This is a genomic window from Micromonospora sp. LZ34 (assembly GCF_052981855.1).
In genome coordinates, this window is record NZ_JBRIQN010000008.1 from 37,155 (window position 1) to 54,995 (window position 17,841).

26 protein-coding genes and 2 pseudogenes are annotated in these 17,841 nt (G+C 69.5%); 9 read left to right on the top strand and 19 right to left on the bottom strand.

Features of this window, described 5'->3' with window-relative positions; all coding sequences use genetic code 11:
• Nucleotides 1-110: 110 nt before the first annotated feature.
• Both ACVCAH_RS11390 and ACVCAH_RS11395 read left to right on the top strand, forming a co-directional pair.
• The gene (locus tag ACVCAH_RS11390) at nt 111-407 is read left to right on the top strand and encodes a hypothetical protein (RefSeq protein ID WP_447136047.1); all 297 of its coding nucleotides are present in this window, start codon (nt 111-113) and stop codon (nt 405-407) included.
• Between the two features lie 30 nt (nt 408-437).
• Nucleotides 438-671 carry a hypothetical protein gene (locus ACVCAH_RS11395; RefSeq protein WP_447136232.1) on the top strand — a complete coding sequence of 78 codons (234 nt, stop codon included), beginning with the start codon at nt 438-440 and terminating at the stop codon, nt 669-671.
• A gap of 18 nt (nt 672-689) precedes the next feature.
• Here ACVCAH_RS11395 and ACVCAH_RS11400 read toward each other — a convergent pair.
• Nucleotides 690-947, bottom strand: a pseudogene (locus tag ACVCAH_RS11400) (helix-turn-helix domain-containing protein); the annotation flags it as partial.
• 333 nt (nt 948-1,280) lie between these two features.
• Here ACVCAH_RS11400 and ACVCAH_RS11405 point away from each other — a divergent pair.
• Together ACVCAH_RS11405 and ACVCAH_RS11410 are read left to right on the top strand one after the other, a co-directional pair.
• Nucleotides 1,281-2,504: a PIN-like domain-containing protein gene (locus ACVCAH_RS11405; protein WP_447136048.1), complete on the top strand. Its 1,224-nt coding sequence runs from the start codon at nt 1,281-1,283 to the stop codon at nt 2,502-2,504.
• Nucleotides 2,505-3,091: 587 nt separating this feature from the next.
• Nucleotides 3,092-3,863, top strand: a pseudogene (locus ACVCAH_RS11410) (transposase family protein); the annotation flags it as partial.
• Between the two features lie 690 nt (nt 3,864-4,553).
• Here ACVCAH_RS11410 and ACVCAH_RS11415 read toward each other — a convergent pair.
• Together ACVCAH_RS11415 and ACVCAH_RS11420 are read right to left on the bottom strand one after the other, a co-directional pair.
• Nucleotides 4,554-4,712 (bottom strand): hypothetical protein, encoded by a 159-nt coding sequence (locus ACVCAH_RS11415; protein WP_447136049.1) that lies wholly within the window; start codon nt 4,710-4,712, stop codon nt 4,554-4,556.
• Between the two features lie 50 nt (nt 4,713-4,762).
• Nucleotides 4,763-5,020, bottom strand: a complete 258-nt coding sequence (locus ACVCAH_RS11420) for a hypothetical protein (protein ID WP_447136050.1) — start codon at nt 5,018-5,020, stop codon at nt 4,763-4,765.
• A 224-nt stretch (nt 5,021-5,244) separates the two neighbouring features.
• Between ACVCAH_RS11420 and ACVCAH_RS11425 the strand changes: the two genes are divergently transcribed.
• From ACVCAH_RS11425 to ACVCAH_RS11435, 3 genes are all read left to right on the top strand, one after another.
• Nucleotides 5,245-6,459 carry a helix-turn-helix domain-containing protein gene (locus tag ACVCAH_RS11425; protein ID WP_447136051.1) on the top strand — a complete coding sequence of 405 codons (1,215 nt, stop codon included), beginning with the start codon at nt 5,245-5,247 and terminating at the stop codon, nt 6,457-6,459.
• An 86-nt stretch (nt 6,460-6,545) separates the two neighbouring features.
• The gene (locus ACVCAH_RS11430; protein ID WP_447136052.1) at nt 6,546-6,788 is read left to right on the top strand and encodes a hypothetical protein; all 243 of its coding nucleotides are present in this window, start codon (nt 6,546-6,548) and stop codon (nt 6,786-6,788) included.
• Nucleotides 6,789-6,813: 25 nt separating this feature from the next.
• Nucleotides 6,814-7,356: a GNAT family N-acetyltransferase gene (locus tag ACVCAH_RS11435; RefSeq protein ID WP_447136053.1), complete on the top strand. Its 543-nt coding sequence runs from the start codon at nt 6,814-6,816 to the stop codon at nt 7,354-7,356.
• Here the strand turns inward: ACVCAH_RS11435 and ACVCAH_RS11440 are convergent.
• The 8 genes from ACVCAH_RS11440 to ACVCAH_RS11475 all read right to left on the bottom strand — a co-directional run bounded on the left by ACVCAH_RS11440 (nt 7,312) and on the right by ACVCAH_RS11475 (nt 13,370).
• Entirely contained in the window at nt 7,312-7,497 is a 186-nt protein-coding gene (locus tag ACVCAH_RS11440) for a hypothetical protein (protein ID WP_447136054.1), read from the bottom strand. The genes ACVCAH_RS11435 and ACVCAH_RS11440 overlap by 45 nt on opposite strands.
• Before the next feature lie 9 nt (nt 7,498-7,506).
• Entirely contained in the window at nt 7,507-7,824 is a 318-nt protein-coding gene (locus ACVCAH_RS11445; protein ID WP_447136055.1) for a hypothetical protein, read from the bottom strand.
• Nucleotides 7,821-8,435, bottom strand: a complete 615-nt coding sequence (locus tag ACVCAH_RS11450; protein ID WP_447136056.1) for a hypothetical protein — start codon at nt 8,433-8,435, stop codon at nt 7,821-7,823. Before ACVCAH_RS11450 ends, ACVCAH_RS11445 begins: the two co-directional genes overlap by 4 nt.
• Nucleotides 8,436-8,437: 2 nt before the next feature.
• Nucleotides 8,438-10,630: a hypothetical protein gene (locus ACVCAH_RS11455; protein ID WP_447136057.1), complete on the bottom strand. Its 2,193-nt coding sequence runs from the start codon at nt 10,628-10,630 to the stop codon at nt 8,438-8,440.
• Nucleotides 10,630-12,027, bottom strand: a complete 1,398-nt coding sequence (locus ACVCAH_RS11460) for a hypothetical protein (RefSeq protein WP_447136058.1) — start codon at nt 12,025-12,027, stop codon at nt 10,630-10,632. Before ACVCAH_RS11460 ends, ACVCAH_RS11455 begins: the two co-directional genes overlap by 1 nt.
• Before the next feature lie 174 nt (nt 12,028-12,201).
• Nucleotides 12,202-12,465 carry a hypothetical protein gene (locus ACVCAH_RS11465; protein WP_447136059.1) on the bottom strand — a complete coding sequence of 88 codons (264 nt, stop codon included), beginning with the start codon at nt 12,463-12,465 and terminating at the stop codon, nt 12,202-12,204.
• The gene (locus ACVCAH_RS11470; protein ID WP_447136060.1) at nt 12,455-12,583 is read right to left on the bottom strand and encodes a hypothetical protein; all 129 of its coding nucleotides are present in this window, start codon (nt 12,581-12,583) and stop codon (nt 12,455-12,457) included. Before ACVCAH_RS11470 ends, ACVCAH_RS11465 begins: the two co-directional genes overlap by 11 nt.
• Nucleotides 12,555-13,370 (bottom strand): DUF2637 domain-containing protein, encoded by an 816-nt coding sequence (locus ACVCAH_RS11475; protein ID WP_447136061.1) that lies wholly within the window; start codon nt 13,368-13,370, stop codon nt 12,555-12,557. The genes ACVCAH_RS11470 and ACVCAH_RS11475 overlap by 29 nt, the downstream gene beginning before the upstream one ends.
• Before the next feature lie 160 nt (nt 13,371-13,530).
• Between ACVCAH_RS11475 and ACVCAH_RS11480 the strand changes: the two genes are divergently transcribed.
• Both ACVCAH_RS11480 and ACVCAH_RS11485 read left to right on the top strand, forming a co-directional pair.
• A complete protein-coding gene (locus ACVCAH_RS11480; protein ID WP_447136062.1) occupies nt 13,531-13,788 on the top strand; it encodes an excisionase family DNA-binding protein in 258 nt (85 codons plus the stop codon).
• Nucleotides 13,781-14,152 (top strand): hypothetical protein, encoded by a 372-nt coding sequence (locus ACVCAH_RS11485; RefSeq protein ID WP_447136063.1) that lies wholly within the window; start codon nt 13,781-13,783, stop codon nt 14,150-14,152. The genes ACVCAH_RS11480 and ACVCAH_RS11485 overlap by 8 nt, the downstream gene beginning before the upstream one ends.
• Before the next feature lie 483 nt (nt 14,153-14,635).
• On the opposite strand, the gene ACVCAH_RS11490 is transcribed toward ACVCAH_RS11485, so the two are convergent.
• From ACVCAH_RS11490 to ACVCAH_RS11525, 8 genes are all read right to left on the bottom strand, one after another.
• A complete protein-coding gene (locus ACVCAH_RS11490) occupies nt 14,636-14,839 on the bottom strand; it encodes a hypothetical protein (RefSeq protein WP_447136064.1) in 204 nt (67 codons plus the stop codon).
• Nucleotides 14,840-14,855: 16 nt separating this feature from the next.
• Nucleotides 14,856-15,053 (bottom strand): hypothetical protein, encoded by a 198-nt coding sequence (locus ACVCAH_RS11495; RefSeq protein ID WP_447136065.1) that lies wholly within the window; start codon nt 15,051-15,053, stop codon nt 14,856-14,858.
• A 243-nt stretch (nt 15,054-15,296) separates the two neighbouring features.
• The gene (locus ACVCAH_RS11500) at nt 15,297-15,791 is read right to left on the bottom strand and encodes a hypothetical protein (protein ID WP_447136066.1); all 495 of its coding nucleotides are present in this window, start codon (nt 15,789-15,791) and stop codon (nt 15,297-15,299) included.
• Nucleotides 15,784-16,056: a hypothetical protein gene (locus tag ACVCAH_RS11505; protein WP_447136067.1), complete on the bottom strand. Its 273-nt coding sequence runs from the start codon at nt 16,054-16,056 to the stop codon at nt 15,784-15,786. Before ACVCAH_RS11505 ends, ACVCAH_RS11500 begins: the two co-directional genes overlap by 8 nt.
• Nucleotides 16,049-16,489: a hypothetical protein gene (locus ACVCAH_RS11510; protein ID WP_447136068.1), complete on the bottom strand. Its 441-nt coding sequence runs from the start codon at nt 16,487-16,489 to the stop codon at nt 16,049-16,051. Before ACVCAH_RS11510 ends, ACVCAH_RS11505 begins: the two co-directional genes overlap by 8 nt.
• 3 nt (nt 16,490-16,492) lie before the next feature.
• Nucleotides 16,493-16,939 (bottom strand): hypothetical protein, encoded by a 447-nt coding sequence (locus tag ACVCAH_RS11515; protein WP_447136069.1) that lies wholly within the window; start codon nt 16,937-16,939, stop codon nt 16,493-16,495.
• 27 nt (nt 16,940-16,966) lie between these two features.
• Nucleotides 16,967-17,452, bottom strand: coding sequence for a hypothetical protein (locus tag ACVCAH_RS11520; RefSeq protein WP_447136070.1), 486 nt, complete (start codon nt 17,450-17,452; stop codon nt 16,967-16,969).
• Between the two features lie 20 nt (nt 17,453-17,472).
• Nucleotides 17,473-17,838: a hypothetical protein gene (locus ACVCAH_RS11525; RefSeq protein ID WP_447136071.1), complete on the bottom strand. Its 366-nt coding sequence runs from the start codon at nt 17,836-17,838 to the stop codon at nt 17,473-17,475.
• Between the last annotated feature and the right edge of the window lie 3 nt (nt 17,839-17,841).

Consider the following 17,841-nt stretch of genomic DNA (forward strand, 5'->3'; position numbering starts at 1 on the left):
TGATCAGCATTTACGGTGGGCCGTGGCAGAGTCTGCCCACTGAACGTCACGAAGCCCCGCAGCCCACACGGCGCGGGGCTTCGGCGCATCCCAGGCGCGGAGGTGAGGGTGTGCGGCAGACGGCGGACCCGAACGCGAAGCTGACCGCGGCAGAGCTCGCCACGGCGCTGGGTGTGTCGCCGCAGCTGGTGAACCGCTGGCACACCGACGGCTACCTGGACCGCGATGGGAACCGGGTGTTTCTGCCGATGGTGGACCGGAACTGGCGGGGGCATCGCCGGTTCCGCTACCTGGACGGGGCGAAGGCGGAGGCGGCGACCCGCCGCTCACCGAAGTCGTACCGGAAGCCGCGCGACTGGGCGGCGCTGGACCGCAAGCCGACCGCGACGCCGGCCGAGGTCGGCTGAGCCGGACCGGAGGTGACCATGTCGCCTCGGGTGCGCCGTATCCGCACCATCGTCGCGTGGGTGCTGCTGGTCGGGTCGCTGGTCGGCTGGCCGGTGTCGGCGTGGTGGGTGTGGTCGTACATGGGGAAGTTCGCGCCGTTCGAGCAGCTGATGCTATTCCTGAGCTGCTTCGCGATCACGATCGTTGCGGCGGACTTCCTGACCACCTCGCAGGTGAGCGAGGAACAGGCCAACGACGGCGAACAGCCTGACGCGAGGCGGTGAGTAGCGGGCGGGGGTGACCATGACCCTGTGGGCGGCGGAGTGCGACACCCCGAACAGCGGTCCGATCTGCCGCATCGTCAGGTTCGTTCGCCAGTACGTGGCCACCAGCAACACCCGATCGGCGAGGTCGAGAGACCACTGCCTGCCCGGCCGCCAGTCAGCGATCGCGTCACCACCACGCTCAGCGACCAGCCTGACCAGCCTGCGGAACTGGGCGGGCTGCAGCCCGGTGAACGGGAAGATCCACTCCGGGCGGGCTGCCGAGATCACCTGCACCCCGACATGATCCACCATGGACCGGCCGCCGAGCTACGAGACATCCCTTAGTGGCACGGTTCTGGCACGACAACCACCCACCAGGACCCTGGCTTCGCGGCCCAGGTGTCACCGATTCCCGCCGCTGTTTCAGCAGGTCAGAGCCTGTTGGGTGACACGGGTGACAGCAGTGACACCTGGCGCGATGACACCGGGCCGGTTGCAGGCTTTCAAGACCAAACACGCCGGAAGTTCCGGGGCAACGGCGGTGCGGTTCAACATCTACCCTTGAGGCCCTGTGGGATCGGATCCCATGCAGAAGCCCTTCGTGTGGAAGCTGGCAAAGGAGCAGGGGTGGCAACAAGCTTCAGCGCGGCGTTTATGCACTTCCTTGCGCCTTCGGAGGAGACGGTCAGGGTCGCATTAACGAGCGGGCTTGTAGTCCTAGATACTAACGTCTTGCTTTCTGCCTACCGTTTCGCCCCCAAAGCCCGCGAAGAGTTGTTATCAACGCTACAGCGTATGACTGATCGCGTGTGGGTGCCACATCAGGTTGGCTTGGAGTTTCACAGAAATAGGCTCGAAGTGATGGCCGAGCGCCGCACAACCTATGACACGGTCCTTAACTCCATCAACTCGCATAAAGAAGCGATCCAGGCGGACCTAGAGGGCAAGATTAGGAACCTCTCCAATCGCGCGGCGTTGACGGATAAGGAGCGAGATAGGCTATTGATGCAGCTTGAACAAGTATTCGGACCGCTACAAAAGACCGTTAAGCGATTGAGCAACGACCACGCTCCGGCCGATATTGAAAGCGAAGATCCTATCCTTGAGAGGCTACAAACAGTTATCGGCGACCGTATCGGCGATGAGTGGGGCGAGGCGGCACGAGCGGACGCTTTAACTGAGGCCGAACGCAGGGCAAAGGAGAAGATCCCGCCAGGCTTTAAGGATGCCGGGAAGCCGGGGGGAGGTTACGGCGATTACTTTGTTTGGCGACAGACAATGGAAGAAGCTAAACGCCGCTCCGCCGCCTATCTGGTATTCGTTACCGGGGACCAGAAGGAAGACTGGTACCTCAAGGTCAAGGGTAAGGTCGTCGCTGCCCAGCCTGCCTTAGCAGAGGAGGCGCACCGATGCTGCGGTGTCCAGCTGGTGCTTATGAGCACTCAGACACTCCTTTTCCACGCGACGCAGTACCTTAATGCGAACGTGAGTAGCGAGACAATCCGCCAGGCGGGAGAGCTGCCTTCAATGGAGTCTAGGAGAGAGGAGCACTTTAGACTGCTAGCTCAGCAGGATGAGCTTCGGCGAAACATAGACGAGGCGACCGTTCACCTGCATACGGTTCATGCTGAAGTGGCGAAGCTTGAGGAGCTCAATAAACGCCTTGAGGTGCAGCTTGAACAGACTGTGGATCCACCGGAACGGGATAGACTATTTTTCGAGGAAGGGAGGCTAATTGCCGGCCGGGAGATAAGCAACCGCCGCCTTGTCGAGGCACATCATCGACGGGACGAATTGCAGGACGCATACGCGGCACTGCGGTCGGAGATTCGGAGACAACACCTATCGTAACGATGATCGGAAAACGTTAACCCATCCTCTAGTTCACGCTCTCAGCGATGCCAGTATGGCACTTGCGACCAATTCGGGATCAGTAGCACCGGTATCAAACCGGAGGTCCGCCTCTGCGAGCACTGCCGCGACCGGCTGGAACCGCCCTCCATCGCCGTTCCATCCGCTCGCCGCGAGTACTCCAAGACCGGCACACATGATCATGAAGAGAACAAGGCCCGGCCGGTCGACGGGGTGAGGCTCACGGGGCAGACACAACTCCGGCTTCCTTGGTCAGTGGCGCACGAGACGTCCACACGGCCGCCTCCGATGGCCGGCATCGTTGCAGTACCAAGCCCGAGATCAAAGACCCAGAATTCCGGCGTACAGGTCGACTCGTCCGTCGCCCACCAGGCCAGCCGCCCTCACGTGGTGGCTGACCTGCCGCTTCTCTGGGTGCTGCTGGTCGTCGTCGGTCATCATTGAGGGCTTTTCATCGTGATGGGCCTGCTCGCGATGGGCGCGCCGGAGCATGTGTCGACATAGGACGAGGCTCCCGGTAAGACAGCAGTCGACCAAGATCCGATGCCCCAACCGGGAGCCTCGCTGTGCTGTCTTACCCGTCAACGGTCGCGCTGTCCACCCGCACCCTGAACCACCTGGCCGACCTTCATCCGCGCCGAACGCACCCGCCGCCGCGGCCGGTGGCGACGTCTCGATGCCGGCCAGCAGGCACTGCTCGCATTGGCCCATCTGCGTAACGGGGACACCATCACCCGTCTGGCCTGCGGCTTCGCGGTCAGCGTCACGACGGCCTGGCGGTACGTCCGAGAAGCCATCAACCTACTCGCCGCGCACGCCGAGGACCTGAACGCGGCCATACGGCGCATCGCCCGGCTCGCCTACGCGATCCTCGACGGCACCCTGATCCCCATCGACCGGGTCGCGGACCAGAGGCCGTACTACTCCGGAAAGCACAAGCGCCACGGGGTCAACGTGCAGGTCATCGCGGACTGCAAAGGACGCCTCATCTGGGCCTCACCCGCCCTGCCCGGCACCGTGCACGACCTGACCGCCGCCCGCACCCACGGCCTGATCGACGCGCTGAGCAGCGTCAACGTGATGACCTTCGCCGACAAGGCGTACCAGGGCGCCGGCGGCAGCATCCGCACGCCCTTCAAGCGCCGCCGTCACCGACCGCGACTGTCCCGCCGGCAGAAGACCATCAACCGGCACCACGCCAAGACCCGCGCCGTCGGCGAACGCGCCGTCGCCACCCTCAAGGGCTGGAAGATCCCGGCCAAGCTCCGCTGCTGCCCCCGACGTGCCACCGCGATCGTCCAAGCCATCCTCGCCCTACATCACGTCCAGACCAGCCGAAACCCACGACGAAAAACGCTCATTGGTCGGCGTTCCACGGCCCCGCGACGGCCCGTACGGCCCAGAGACGGCCCGATGAGGTGTCGGCTTCTGTCGGTCCTGTTTACGAGCAGCAGCGCATACGTTACTGATCGCACATGAAGATCCTTCGCCGGTATTGGGGCCTTGTCGCGTTGGCCTTGCTACTCACCGCCTGGTGGACGACCCAGGTGGGTCCCGGAGTGCTGTACCTGCTATCGGGTGCGGTCGTGCTCTGGTCGCTCTTCCAAGCGCCTGCCTGGTGTGGAGCCGCGACCCGAAGCCGCGGCGGCTTCTGCCGGAACAACTCGCGAGGGCTGCTGCTCGGTTGCCACCTCCGTGAGCATCGATGGCAGAAGTTCAAGATGCTGTTCTACTTCAGCCGGTGGGCGGCGTTCAGCCGAGGTACATGGGCCACACCCAGCGCCAAGCTCGCCACAGCGTCGGGCTTGATCGGAAGCGTGTCCGCCATAGCAACTGGCATCAAAGACTTTGCGTTGAGTTGAAGCGGAACATGGAGCCGCTGTCCCACCAGGGTGGAACGGTTGGCAACACTTGCTCACACGGCGTCTCGGGTGCCATCGTTGGTGGCTGGTTGACGACGTTTGACGTGTCTTGTGCCCCCTGTGTGCCCCACACTGCCAAGGGTGGGGGCGTTCTGCCGGGTGGGAGTTACGTCGAGGGTGTCGCGTCGATGCCCGCGGCTGCCCGGCGCCGCGCAACAATCAGCTCCATGTCGCGCAGCATCCCGGCCGCCCACGGCAGCTGGTCGCAGCCGCTGTCGGTGCACCGCTGGCAGCGGTGGCCACGGTCGTGGCTGTCGATGACCATCCGCGCCACATCGGCGATGAAGGCAGGGTCGGTGGGCTCACCTATGCGGCTCACCGCGCGCCCGCCAGGTTCGCCCTGATAGCGGACACAGCGACCTGGTGTTCGAAGCAGGCGGCCGTGCCGCAGTCAGGGTTCGGGTGGGAGCAGACGTGACCGCGCACCCACACCAGCCCGCCGATGACCTCGCGATACACGGCGACGGTGGTAACGAGCTGATCCACGGTGGCGGCTTGTCCGGGCGCCGGGAACCACTCGCCGGCCAGCAGAAGCAACCGCGTACCGGCCGGCACTTCCAGGTCGGTCCTCACCGGCACCTCCGAAGGGTGGGGCTGTGGCGGCCGACCGGGCTGGGGATCCAGCCGGCCGCCACAACCGCTGCGGCTGCGGCAACCCCCGACATCCGTCCAGAAGCCACCGCGCCATTCGCGCCGGCACAACTTGTACCGACAGGTTGAGCTTTACCGATACGATCGGCGTACGGCAGGTGTGAGCTGTGGGCCCACGCCACTGCCCACACCGCTGGGGGGCAAACGTGGACGATTTCGGCGACATACTCAAACGGCACCGCACCGCCCAGGGGCTGTCGCTGCGGCAACTAGCGCAGCGCGCCCACCTGGACCACAGCTACATCTCCCAGGTGGAGCGTGGCGTGCGGCGGCCGTCGAAGGGATTCGCCGAGACCTGCGACCGGACGCTCGCGGCTGGCGGTGCCCTCGTTCAGGCATACGACCGGCAGGCAGGCGACACCGATATGCGCAGACGCACCATCCTCGGAGCCATGGGCGCTCTCGCCGCGGCCCCCGCGGTGGGGCCGCTGGTCGGGTTGGAGGCCGTACGTCACGGGCTCGGCGCCGCGGTGGACGTCGACCACGACGAGTGGGAGCAGATCGTCGCCGGCTACGGCCGCGGCTACTACCGCCAGGCCCACGGCATGCTGATGCGGCAGCTGGGCGCCGACCTGACCGTGTTGCAGCATCAGCTCGCCGCCGACACGGGTGCCCGCCGGCCGGGGTTGCTGCGCGCCGCTGGCCAGCTGTCGGTGATCGTCGCTCTCGGTTTGGTGGCGTCGGGGCAGGTGATGCTGGGCCGCCGCTGGTGGTCGACGGCGCAGCGCGTGGCGGACGAGTCTGGTGACAGGGACACGATCCTGCTCACGCGGGCGTGGGATGTGGTTAACGGCTGCTACGACGGCCGCCCGCCCGCGCAGGTGGTCGACCTGTCCGCCGAGGTGCTGCCCCTGGCGGATGGGCGGCCGTCGGCGGCGGCGTGCGGGCTTCTGGCGGGGCGGGCGCAGGCGCTGTCTCTCGCTGGCCGGCACAGCGAAGCGGTCGCCACCGTGCGGCAACTCGGCGACCTGGCCGACCAGCTACCCGCCACGGTGATCGGGGATGTGGAGTCGCTGTGGGGTTGGCCGGAGCACCGGCTGCGGCACACCGAGTCGTGGGTGTACACCCACGCCGGCCGCCTCGCCGACGCTGACGCGGCGCAGGACCGGGCCCTCGCGCTGTACCCGGCGTCCCAGGCCAGGTTGCGGGCGCAGGTGGGGTTGCACCGGGCGGCGTGCCTGATCCGGGGCGGCCACATCCCGGACGGACTCCGGCTGGCGGCGGACCTGCTCGACGAGCTGCCGGCGGCCTCGCACAACGAGCTGGTGCGGTCGGTCGCCCGGCAGGTCGCCGACGCGGTGCCGGTGGGTGAGCGCCGCCGCCCGGTCTACGGGGAGTTGGTGGAGCGGGTCACCGTCTGAGGCCCTCGCGCCAGCATCGTCCTGCTGCACGTCGTCGATTCGGTGAAACGTGCCCGACTGTGGGGTGGGCGGCTGATGATCGGGGCATGTGGGCGCGCGTCGACGTGCCGGCCGTCGGGGGCCCCGTCGACGGCCGGTCCCTGCGGGTGCCCGTCAACGACGACCGCATGCCGCCGGAGACACTCGACCAGTCGTGGCTGTGGGTGGAGTACGGCGGCGAGCTGCTCGACGCGGACGTGGCCGGGGTGTACGAGCTGGAACCGGTCGCCGGCACCGGGCCGCCGTGGCTGTATGTGTGGGTTCCGCACCAGCAGGTGGGGTCGGGATGACCGGGGCGGTGTCTACGATCCACAGGTGGCCGCCACCTACACCCTCCACGACGGCGATAGTGCCGCCCCGCTGTTCGCCGCCCTGGTCGACCTGTACGCCGTGGTGTACGCCGAGCCCCCGTACGAGGAAGGGCCGGAGCAGGTGGCCCGGTTCGCCGAAGGCCTGCCGGGCGAGGCGGCCCGGCCCGGGTTCACACTCGTGTCCGCGCAGGACGGCGACACCCTGATCGGGGCGGCGTACGGGTGGACGATGCCCGCCGGCACGTGGTGGTCCCGCGCCGAGCAGGACCCGCCCGCCGAGGTGCTCGGGGCGGACAAGGTGGCGGTGATGGAGTGGTTGGTGCACCCGCAGCGCCGCAGTGAGGGCGTTGGCGCGGAGCTGATGCGCCGGCTGCTCGCCTCCCGGGCCGAGTGGTGGGCGACGCTCGCCTCCGACCCGCGGTCGGCGGCCCGGCAGATGTACGCGCGGGCCGGGTGGCAGCAGGTGGGCCGGTCGGCGCTGCCGTGGGGGCCGCCGATGGATCTACTCGTCCTCGCCTTGCCGGCGTCGCCGGTCGAGGGCGGCTGACCGTTCGGCAGCCTCCCACACGGTCAGCCGCCGGTCCGCCCCGAGCAGGGAGAACGGGGGTCGGATCGTCAGCTTGTACGGGCCGAGGTGCCGGGTGTGGATGATGGTCACCCCGGCCGTGAGCTGATGCTGCTCCCCCACACCGGCAGGCTACCGGTGGGCCGCTCCCGACCGGCCCACCCACACCGACCCGTCCGCTCGGCCTTCCCACCGGTCGGCGCCGTCGCGTTTCACCCGGCACACTAGTGACCCCACCGTGTCGAGGCGGTCGGCGCGCCACGCCCGGTACGCCAGCTCGGCGATCCGCTCCGCGGCCACCTCGGCAGCGGAGGCGTACAGGCGAGTGTGCTGAACGCCGGCCGCGACCACAGCCGTCCGGTCGTCGAGGTCGTCACGGTCGTAGACGACCCACCGCCAGGGTGCCGGGTCGCCCCCAGCGCGACCCGGCACCTGCTCTTGGGCGCTCATCTGCGCCTCCCTCGACGTCGACGCTTCGGCCGGCTCAGGCGATCACGGGCGACGGCTGCGGCCGCCATGACGATCGACGCGCCGATCACCGCGTTGCGGGGGCCGTCCCACCCCTGCCACACGTCGGCGCCTGCGAGCCAGAACCCGGCGAACAGCGCCAGCCCCACACACAGCCGCGCCGCCCAGCGGATCCGGGCCCGCACCACGTGGGCGGGCAGGTGCCGGCGGATCCTGACCGCTCCCGGGTTGTTGCCGTTGTGGACAACGTTGTGGACGGGCCGCTCGGCGATGATCGCGGCGCGCTCGGCGGCGAGCACATCCGCCTCCGACGCCCATACCCGCGGGTCCCGTTCCCAGCAGGCGACGTCGGGTGCCCACCGCTTGTCGCCGCAGTGCTCTGCCCAGCGGGCGACCGCCGTGCGTTCGGTGATGCCGATGTAGAGGAGCTGCTGCCAACCACCCAGCAGCCAACTGGCGAGGCGGCGGCGCAGCCCCGATTCGCGGGGCAGGTCACCCCACGCCCGGTACAGCCGCCACTGCCCTAGCGGCGCCCATGACGCCGGCCGGGACACGTACCGGCGTCCCGGTCGCCGGACAGTTGAGGTGACCACCGTCAGTCCTGGTCCTGCTCGTGCGGGTTGAGCATCTGCTGCCCGCGGGTGTAGGGGGCGCGGTCGCCGTCCTGGGCGAGGATGCCGTTCGCGGCGTCCTTCTTCATCCACCCATTCACCGTCTGGTAGGTGGTCGCGTAGCCCTCCGCCTCGAGCTGCTTGTGCACGGCGGTCGGCCCAATACCGGCGTCGCGGGCGTCCCACACGATCTGCCGCATGCGGCGCTTGGGGTGCGGCTTCGGCTTGCCGGCGGCGTCCGTTGACGGTGCGCCCGGGTTCAGCCACGCCTCGACCACCGAGAAGTCGGGTTCCTCCGGCAGCGGCGGCAGGTCCGCATCCAGTCGGCCGGGGTCCGGGACCGGTTGGGTGTCCCGCAGCCGCTGGAGGCCGCTGGCGAGGTCGGCCATGGCCTCCCCCAGCGACACCGGGTTGCCGGCCTGCTGGGCGGGTCGGGCCGGCTCACTGCGCTCCACGCGCGTCTCCTTCCGCTGCCCCGCCGTCACGCCGGCCTTGGCGGGGAAGATGATCGGCAGGGTGCGGTCCCACCGGCCGGTGTACACGTCGGTGAACTCCCGCTTCTCCTTGTAGCCGCTGGCGTTCCGCGCCTCGGCGAACAGCACGTCGCAGCGGGCCACGGACGCTTCGTCGAGCTCCGGCCGCCACGGGCCGACCGCGATCGAGTCTGAGTCGATCCGCGCCGGCTCCATCCGCCAGCCCTTGAACTTCTCCGGCGGAGCGGCATCGCTGGAGATGAGACCGGATCCCTTGACGCGCATGGTGGACGTGTCGAACCGGCCCGACTTCCAGGTGGTGTCGAAGAGATACTGCAGCTGCGCCTCGTCCTGGACGCGCATACCGACCCGCTCCCGCGCCTGCGTGATCATCGCCCGGGGGATGTAGGCGCCCGTGGCCTCCAACGCGCAGGACACCACACGCACGCCGGCGCCGCGGCCGGTGTCGGAGATCTGCCGCAGGTTCTCCTTCACGTCGTCAGGCAGGCTGCCGAACTCGTCCGTCACGATCACGATCTCCGGGATCTCCGGCGACACCATGATCTTGTCCCAGCCGTTCTCGAACATCAGCTGCTCGTAGTCGGCGGTGCGGCCCTTGATGATCGCCAGCGCGGCGAGGGTCATCAGCCGCGCCTCGTCCTCGGTGGGCGCCACCCAGTCGATCGCGGGAGCCTCGGCGCGCCGCTCGTGCCATGCACGCACCCACGGCCGCGGGTAGCGGGCGTCGCCGGTCAGGTCGATCCCCCACAGCAGCGCGTCGGTGCAGCGGGCCACCTGACGGGTGAGCACGTTGAGCTGGTTGGACTTGCCGGAATCGTTCTGGCCGATGAGGACCATGTTGCGGTACCGGATGTTAACCGTGACGTCGTCCCGGTCGGACTTGATGCCCATGGACAGGTCGTTCTCGATGCTGTCCGGCGTGCAGTCGTCGGGCAGGTGGTGGTCCTCGGCGAGCGCGTCGACAGTGCCGACCCGGATGTGCACGACGCGCCGGCCGACGCCGGGGTCGATGACCTCGACGGCGCAGCCGAGCGGCACGTCCATCGCATGCGCGAGGGTCTTCTCGTACGGCTTGATGTCCTCGATGGTCGTGCCGTCGGCGGGCAGCTGAACATCGAGGGTGAACCCGGTGTTCGGGTCCCAGAACTCGACGTTGACGACCTCCACCTCCCGGCGGGTCTGCTTGCGTAGTTCCCGCTGCCACGCCACTGCGATCCGGTCGTGTTCGCTGGCCAGCGCGCGGGCGTCTTCCTCGGCGGCGAGCCGCGCCAGCTCTGCGTCGACCTGCGCCTGCCGGGCGTCCTCAGCGCGCTGCTCGGCGATCTGGAACCGGCGGCCGGTGAACGCCGCACCGAGGGTGCCGACCGCCAGAGCGGCCAGGTTGCTGGTGGACCAGGGGCCTGAGAACGGCTCCGCGGTGGCGGAGGCGAGCGCACACGTCGACCACGACCCGGCGCCGAGCCAGCACAACGCCCGGTAGGCCAGCGCCCGGCCGGGCCCGTTCGCGGAGGCGATCACCGACCCGGCGGCGGCGAACGCGCCAGCGGTCATCCCCCACAGCGGGTCGAGGTGCGCCAGGTCGGCGACCATGGTGGCGGCGCACACCGACCCGGCGGCGTTGACGGCCCCAGAGACAGGCCCGTGGCCGGGCCCGAAACTCCAGTCGATCCGGCGGGTGCCCATCAGAGCGCCCCCCGGTTGCGCGAGATGTCGAACATGTCCTCACCGACGCGCGGGTTACGCAGCCGGTGCAGCTCCGCCTCGTGGATCTTCTCGATGGCCGGGCCGATCTCCTCCGCGGCCTGCTGCACCGCGACCTGCGCCCGGTGCACCAGCCCGTACATCTCCTTGATGCTGGGGTGCAGCGGGTACTCCTGCGCCCGGTCGAAGCGGATCTTCATCGCCTTGACGAAGTTCTCCATGACCTGGGGCAGCAGGTGCGCTTCGGCGGTGACCTGGAGCATGCCTTCGGGCTGGTTGCGGGCGGCGGCGGCCAGGAAGTCCTCGGAGATGGCCAGCAGCGGGTTGGTCATGGTGATCAGTCCTTCGGTGACGGGTGCCGGGGTGCCGGCGGGCTGGGTGCGACGGCGCACGGGGGCGGGTGCCGGCTTGCGCTGCTTGCTGGTCGGGTCGGTGGGGTTGACGGCGCGGCGCACCGCCGTGCCGACCTGCGGCTGGCCGGTCCGGCGGGCGGTGATGCGGTCCTGCTTGGCCCGGCGGGCGGCGTCGCGCTTGCGGCGGCGCTGCCGGGAGTCGTAGGCGGCCTTCCCGGCGGCGATCCCCCCGGCGATGAGGCCGGCGGTGGCGCGGCGCAGCGGCCCGCGGTTCTTCGGGTTGTCGCCGGTGACGGCGCGGCGGGCGGTGCGGAACGCGTCGCGGGCGGTGGGCTTCTTGCCTGCCGGGTTCGGCTGGGTGGCGTTGCGGATGGCGTCGGACAGCCGCGGTCCGGGCTGCCGGCGGGCGGCGATCTTCCGGCGGGCGGCGGCGACCTTCCCGGCGGTGAGCGGGGACCGACTGGACGAGCCGGGCGCGGACCCGGAGCGGCGGTGCCCCGACCCGGAGGTGCTGCCAGTGCGTCCCGACCGGCCGGCGCCAGCCGACCGACCGGTGCTGCCGCCGCCGGGGCGACCGAGCTTCGGCAGCAGCCCACCACGGGACGGCTTACTGCCAGATCCGCCCCCTCGCGCTGCGGACCCCCGTCCGGCGCCGGACCGGGACCCGGCGGACCGACTACCGGGCGACCCCGCTGCGGACCGGCCCACCCGCCCCAGACCGCCACCGGCGGCACGGCCGGCCGACCCGGTGGACGATCGGGACGTCTTGACGGTGGCGGTGCGCTGCGCCTTCGCCTGCCGGCCCTTGCGGGCCGCCGCGGCCGCCGCGGCCAGTGCGCCTCCACCCGCGAGGGCGGCGAGGACAGCCCCACCGCCGGCGGTGACCACGGTGGCCCCGGCGATGGTGGCGACGTTCAGCGCGCCGACGGCGGCCGGGCGCACCGACACGGTGGGACGCGACGTGGCGCGCCGTGGTGTGCTGGTGGCCGCCGTAGCGGGCGGCTTCGTGGTGGTCGTGTCGGTCATTCCCGGCCTCCCCTCTCGGTTACTTCCTGTTGATGTCGGCTGTCGGCGTTATCGGCTTCATCGGCTGCAACCCCTCACGCCTCTGCCGTCTCTCCCGCTTGGACTCCCCCCTGTGACCTGGGGCGATATAGGCGATGACGGCTTCATGCGATATCGGGGCGACAACCAGGTTGGTCACGTTCGGTGTTCGCGGTGGCGCTCGACGGCGGCGGCGAACAGCAGCACCAGCGCGGCGCCGCCGACCAGCGCGGCCTGCTCGTTGCGGCCCGCGTACATGGACACGCCGGTGAGGAAAGCGGCGATGGCGGACACGATCAGCAGGGCGGTGGACAGCCGCAGCGGCGCCGGCGCTTCCACGGCGGTCGGCGGCGTGGGCTGTTGCCCGGCGGTGGCCAGCGTCGTGGTGGTTCGCACGGCCGGCAGGTTGCTAGTGGTCATCGGGTTCCTCCTCGAGGTCGGTCAGGATCGGCGGGAGCTTCGGTAGTTGCAGCAGCTGCCGGAGAACGGCGGCCGCGTCGCGCTTGACGTCAGCGGGCGTGCGCGAAAGGTCGAGCATCTGTGGCGTCCTCCTTGGCGTCGTCGGTCGACGCGGCGTGGTTGGTGTCGTGCGCCTGCGGCGTCTCGCTGAGCCACCGGTAGACCGTCGCCTTGTTCACTCCGAGGGAGATCGCGACGGCTGGCACCTTCTCCCCCGCTGCGACGCGTCGCCGCGCCTCGGCGCGAATGTCGTCGTCGTTTTTCGCCTTCGGGGTCGCGCGACGCGTGGCCTGCTTCGGTCGCACGGGTCGCTGCGTCGGTTGCGGCGACGTGGTGGGGGTTGTCGCGGCGGCGGGCGACGGGGTCGCCTGGGCGATGCTCGCGTCGTTCGGCTTCACGGTTGCGGCCGGCGTCTCCCGCGACCGCGACCGCGACCGCTCCATGTTGCGTCGTACGACGATGACCATGTGCGACGCGAGCGCCAGGAAGATCGGCCATGCGGCCGCACCGACGTGCCCTTCCCACGACAGCTGGCGGGCGGCGGCGTGCGACAGGTTCCCGGCGACCGACGCGGCGACGGCGATGCCGAACGCGCACCACGCGTACGCCCTGGCCTTCCACGCCGCGTGCCGCAGCAGCATCGTCGCCGCGACGGCGCACAGGGTGAGGCCGTCGACGCCGACGGGCACGAGCCACGACAGCGACGCGTCGAATCCGGCGACCCGTTCGGCGTAGTCGCGCAGGCCGACGAACGACAGCACGAAGGTGACGGCACCCACGGCGGTGGTGCACGCGAGCAGCGCCGTGTAGGCCAGTCGCCCGGGGTCGCGGTCGGTGGTCGCAGTCGCAGTCGTCGCAGCGGTCATGCGACAGAGTGTCGCACAGGTTTAGCAGGTTTCACAGCTTCAACAGGATCCCTCGTCCGAAGCGGCAGTTCACCTGCGGCGATGTCGCGCGACGCCGGAGACAGGTGAGACACTGTGCAGAATTTGCAGGATCAACAGGGTGTGAGACTGGGGGCGGCGAGTGGTCGGCGACGGGACGCAACTGCGCACGAGTGAGGCTGCGACAGCGTTGAACGTGTCCGCGTCGACCGTCATCAAGTGGTGCCGCGACGGTCTGCTGCGCACGACGCGCACTGCCGGCGGGCACCGTCGCATCGTCGCGAGTTCGGTGGACGAGCTGTCGCGGGTCCTGGCGCTTCCAGATGGCGAACGCGAGCCTGCGATGGATGCGCTGCAGCGACGCAACCGCAGCGCCCAAGGCGGGGTGAAGGATGCCTGAGTCGCAGCAAGAACCGGACGTGCGACCGCTCGACCGCGACGACTATGAACGGCTGTACGCCGTGCTCCATGCGCTCAGGTCTAAGGCATACGCCGACGAAGATCGGCCGGTGTGGGAGATCCTGCGCGACATCCATGAGGAGTATCTGTCACCGCATCACCCGGTGCCGCTCGACGACCTGGTCGGCGACCAGGCGGCGTCACGGGAGATCAGCCACGCGATGATCGTGGTGGAACGGCTGATGCGGGGGCTCACGACGATCAGCCGTCGGCCGACGAACGGGGTGGCGGGTGTGTGTGCGACCACGGGTTGCCCGAACCTGACCTTCGCCACGTACTGCTGGCACTGCGAGCTCGCGCAGTAGCCTCGGATTCCCAGCGCACATCGATCAGGCGTACGCGCTAGGTGAACACCGAAGCCGGCCGCCCGTGGGGATGCCGGCTTCGCGCTTTCCTATGTGGTCCTCGGGCCGCCGGGCGGGGGCGGGGTGCTTGGCCCGGCCGGTGGCGCCCACCCGCCTGCCTGCCGCTCGAACGGGCGGCGTTTGCGGGGCCGGCGCTTCCCGATCAGCACCTCCCGCACTGTCTCGCGGGGGTGCTGCTAAGCGCATCGCGGACACAAGTCAAGGTCTGGGTTGCCCGGCTCGGGCGCCGGCCGGGTCTCCCACCCGCGCTCGGCGGCTTTCTGCCGAAGCTGGTCCGGCGTGCCGCCGGTGGTGGTGGTCTTGCGGGGCACAGGTCGCAGGTGAGGGTGTGGACCGTCTTGCTGGATATCACCCGGTCGATCCTCCTCTGCTACGGGGAATGCTGGGCGCCTCCCATATGTGGCCGGCATCAGTGGCTGTTGCTCAGTTGGTGGCGTGCCGGATCTTGCCCTTCTCATCTGCCGGGTTGAAGCGGCCTTCTGCAAACAGGACGAAGTCCCGGGCATGCTTGAACCGGTCCCGCTGCACACGGGGGCTGTAGTCGCCGGACCCGAGGGCCGTCTCGAACTCCGCGAGTAGCGCCTGCATCTGGTCTGTGATTGCTTTGTCAAGCCTCGGGCTGGCCACGTTCGTTCTCCTTCGGTCAGGGGGCGATGCGCTTCTGGTAATCGGTGGTGGGGTCGTAACGGCCTTCAAGGTAGTCAATGAACCGGTTGGCGTGGCCAACGCGGGAGCGCACGGTCGAATCGGTGTACGGGCCTGCCCGGTGGTCTCGCTCGTAGCTGTCGGCGTGTGCGCGAAGCTGACGGATGACGTCGGCGGGAAGCTTGGGGGTGGGCACGTGTACCTCCGTTAGTCGGGTTGATCAGCGGCGGAACGGTGCAAAGCGTCGGCCGGTGCCGAAGCAGACGGAGCAGTAGGTGTAGCGGCGGAGTTGCCGCCGCCAGTCGGGCTTGTCGGTGACTTTCCAACGTCCACGTCCGTCGCAGCGACGGCAGTTGGCGAACGGCCAGATCCCAACCGCGGCGGCCGCCCACAGCGCGCCGATGACTCCCGCAGTCCACCACGCCCAGGTCGGCATCGGTCAGGCCCCCTTCTCGGTGACAACCGCGATGATGGCATCGGCCATCTTCAACCATTCGGTCCGGTTGATGTGGGTGACCCGACCATTGCGGCTGTCCCAAAGCTCGGCGCCGATCTCACGCTGGCTGGCGGGGAGGCTGTCGAGGTACAGGTAGCGGGCGAGACGTTCCCGCGTGCCGGCCGGCAGGAGCCCGGCGAGGGCTTCGTCCAGTTTCGCCTGCAGGCGCTTGTTCTCGTGCTTCAAGTACCCCCACTCGCGGCGGATGCGGGCGGTCTTCTCTTCCTGTGTTTCGTCGTGCTTGCGGGTGCCGGACGGCCCGCTGATCCGACCGCCATCGGCGAGCATCGCGTCGACGTCGCCGTGGCTGTAGCGGGCGCCGGATCGGGACTGCCAGGGCTTGCCGGCGGCGGAGATCGGCAGCCGCCACACGACCTGCCCGTTGTGGCGGATGCGTGCGCCAGGGGGCAGGTCGATGGCCCGACGGTGGTTAGCCATGATCACTGCCCTTCAACAGTCCTGCCGCGTCCAGCTCGGCGGCGATCCTTTCGGCGGCGACCCAGTCCTGCCGGCACTGCAAAATGGCCTCCACTTGAGCGCGGATGGTGTTGCTGCTGCGACTGTGACCGCCGGTAAGTAGCCCAGCGCCGGCGAGGTCGCGGGCGTTACCTTCGGCCAGCTGGCGGCGCTTGAAGCGGCTGGTGATGTGGGACTCGATGATGTCCGCGGCACGGGTCAGCACATCGGTGGCCGTCTCAGACACTGTCGGCACCTCTCACCGGATAGTTGGGGCCTGATGGGGTCGGCAGGGTGTGGTCGGTGGCCACGGCCCGGCAGGCGGCGACGTAGTCGTCGCAGGCGCGGGCGTCGGCTTCCATGTCGGCGGCGTGCTCGGGGAAGCGGGGCATCCGGTCGCGCAGGTCGCGGGCGGACTGCTCGGCCAGGTCGGCGTTGCGGGTGAGGACCCGGGTGCGGGCCTCGGCGAGGATCTCGCCCCACTGCCGCGGGGAGGCGCCGGTCGGGACGCGGGTCAGGATCCCGCCGCGGGCGAGCACCTCGTCGACCTCAGCGTCGGTGAACGGGTCACCCTCAGCGTTCGCCCATTCGTCGGACCCCTTCTTGATGATCGTGGTGCAGAAGGTTTGGACCTCGGCGCCGTGTGGGAGGTCCTTGGCGGTCTTCGGTTGGAAGGGCACGGGTCACTGCTCCTTCGGGTCGATGGCATCGGCCAGCACGGTCAGGGTGTCGTGGTCGATGTGCGGGTCGGCGGCGGCCAGGCGCAGCAGGTCCGCGCCGGTGATGTCGCCCGGCTGGCTCGCGATGTGGGAGATGAGCGCGTCGTACGCCTTCACGTCCGCCTCCGCCTTGCCCAACTTGGCGAGGGTCGGCTTCCACAGGCCGCGCAGGTGCCGCACGTACACGGCCTCCCGGCGAACCCCGCGGTTCTCATGCAGGTCCACCAGCACGGCCGTGCCCTTCGGGTCGGGCCGGTGGGAGACGAAGTAGAACGGGCCCTGCCTCGTACGCACGATGCGGCGCGGCTGCGGGTCGACGATCACCGCCTTGGTGGGGTTGAGGTGCTTCCACGGGCCGTCGGCGGCCACGTAGTACACCGCGGCGCCCTCCTGGATGTCGGCCTTGCGCATGGTCGCCTCCCCCTCGGGTTGTGGTGGTCAGCGGGCGGGCAGGGCGGCGATGGCATGCAGCTTCGCCTCCACCTGCTCCGAGGTCAGGCCGGGCGCGACCCGCCCCCGGGCGGCGTCGGCGGGGTCGTCGGACAGCACCTCGAACCGGAACGGCCGGGACGGGTCGTTGATGACGCTGGCCTCGTGGCCGTTCGGGAACCGGTACACCCAGCCGCCGTAGGTGCCGCGCACCCGGAAGCGGTCGAGGCGGGTGTTCTTCACCTGTTCGATCGCCCAGTTCACGACCGGCACGATCTCCATCAGGCCGAGGCCGGTGGCGTTGCGGACGGCAGCCGAGGCGTGGACGCGCAGCGCGTGCTCGCTGGCGGCCTTGGCGGGGTCGACGCCTTGCACGGCGGCGAGGGCACGGGCGCGCAGGTCGGCCTCGATGCGCTCCCGGTCGCTGTCGCTGACACCGGCGGCGACGATCCCGCCGATGTGGTCGCCGAGGGCCAGCAGGTCGGTGTTCTCCATGGTGGTGTCTCCTGTTCCTGTCAGTGGTGCCAGCGGGCGACGGAGTCCATCGCCATGGCGCCGAGGCGGGTGAGCCGGTACCAGCCGGCGCGGTCCTCGGCCAGCTCGATCAGCTGGTGGTCGAGCAGCCACCGGCGGGTGCGCAGGTCGGCGACCTTCCCGACGGTGACCTGCCACAGGTGGGTGAGCACCTCGGCCCGCTTCTCGGTCAGCCGCGGCATGTCCACGACGCTGACGCTGGCCGGCCGGCAGCGGATGGTGTTGCCCCACGGGTCGCGGAGGCTGAGGCGGGTGCCGTAGTTGTTGGCGACGCGCCACATGCCGTGCCAGCGGTTGAGGGTGCCGTGGTAGGTGACGACCGGGTCGGCGGTGAGGTAGCGGGTCATCGT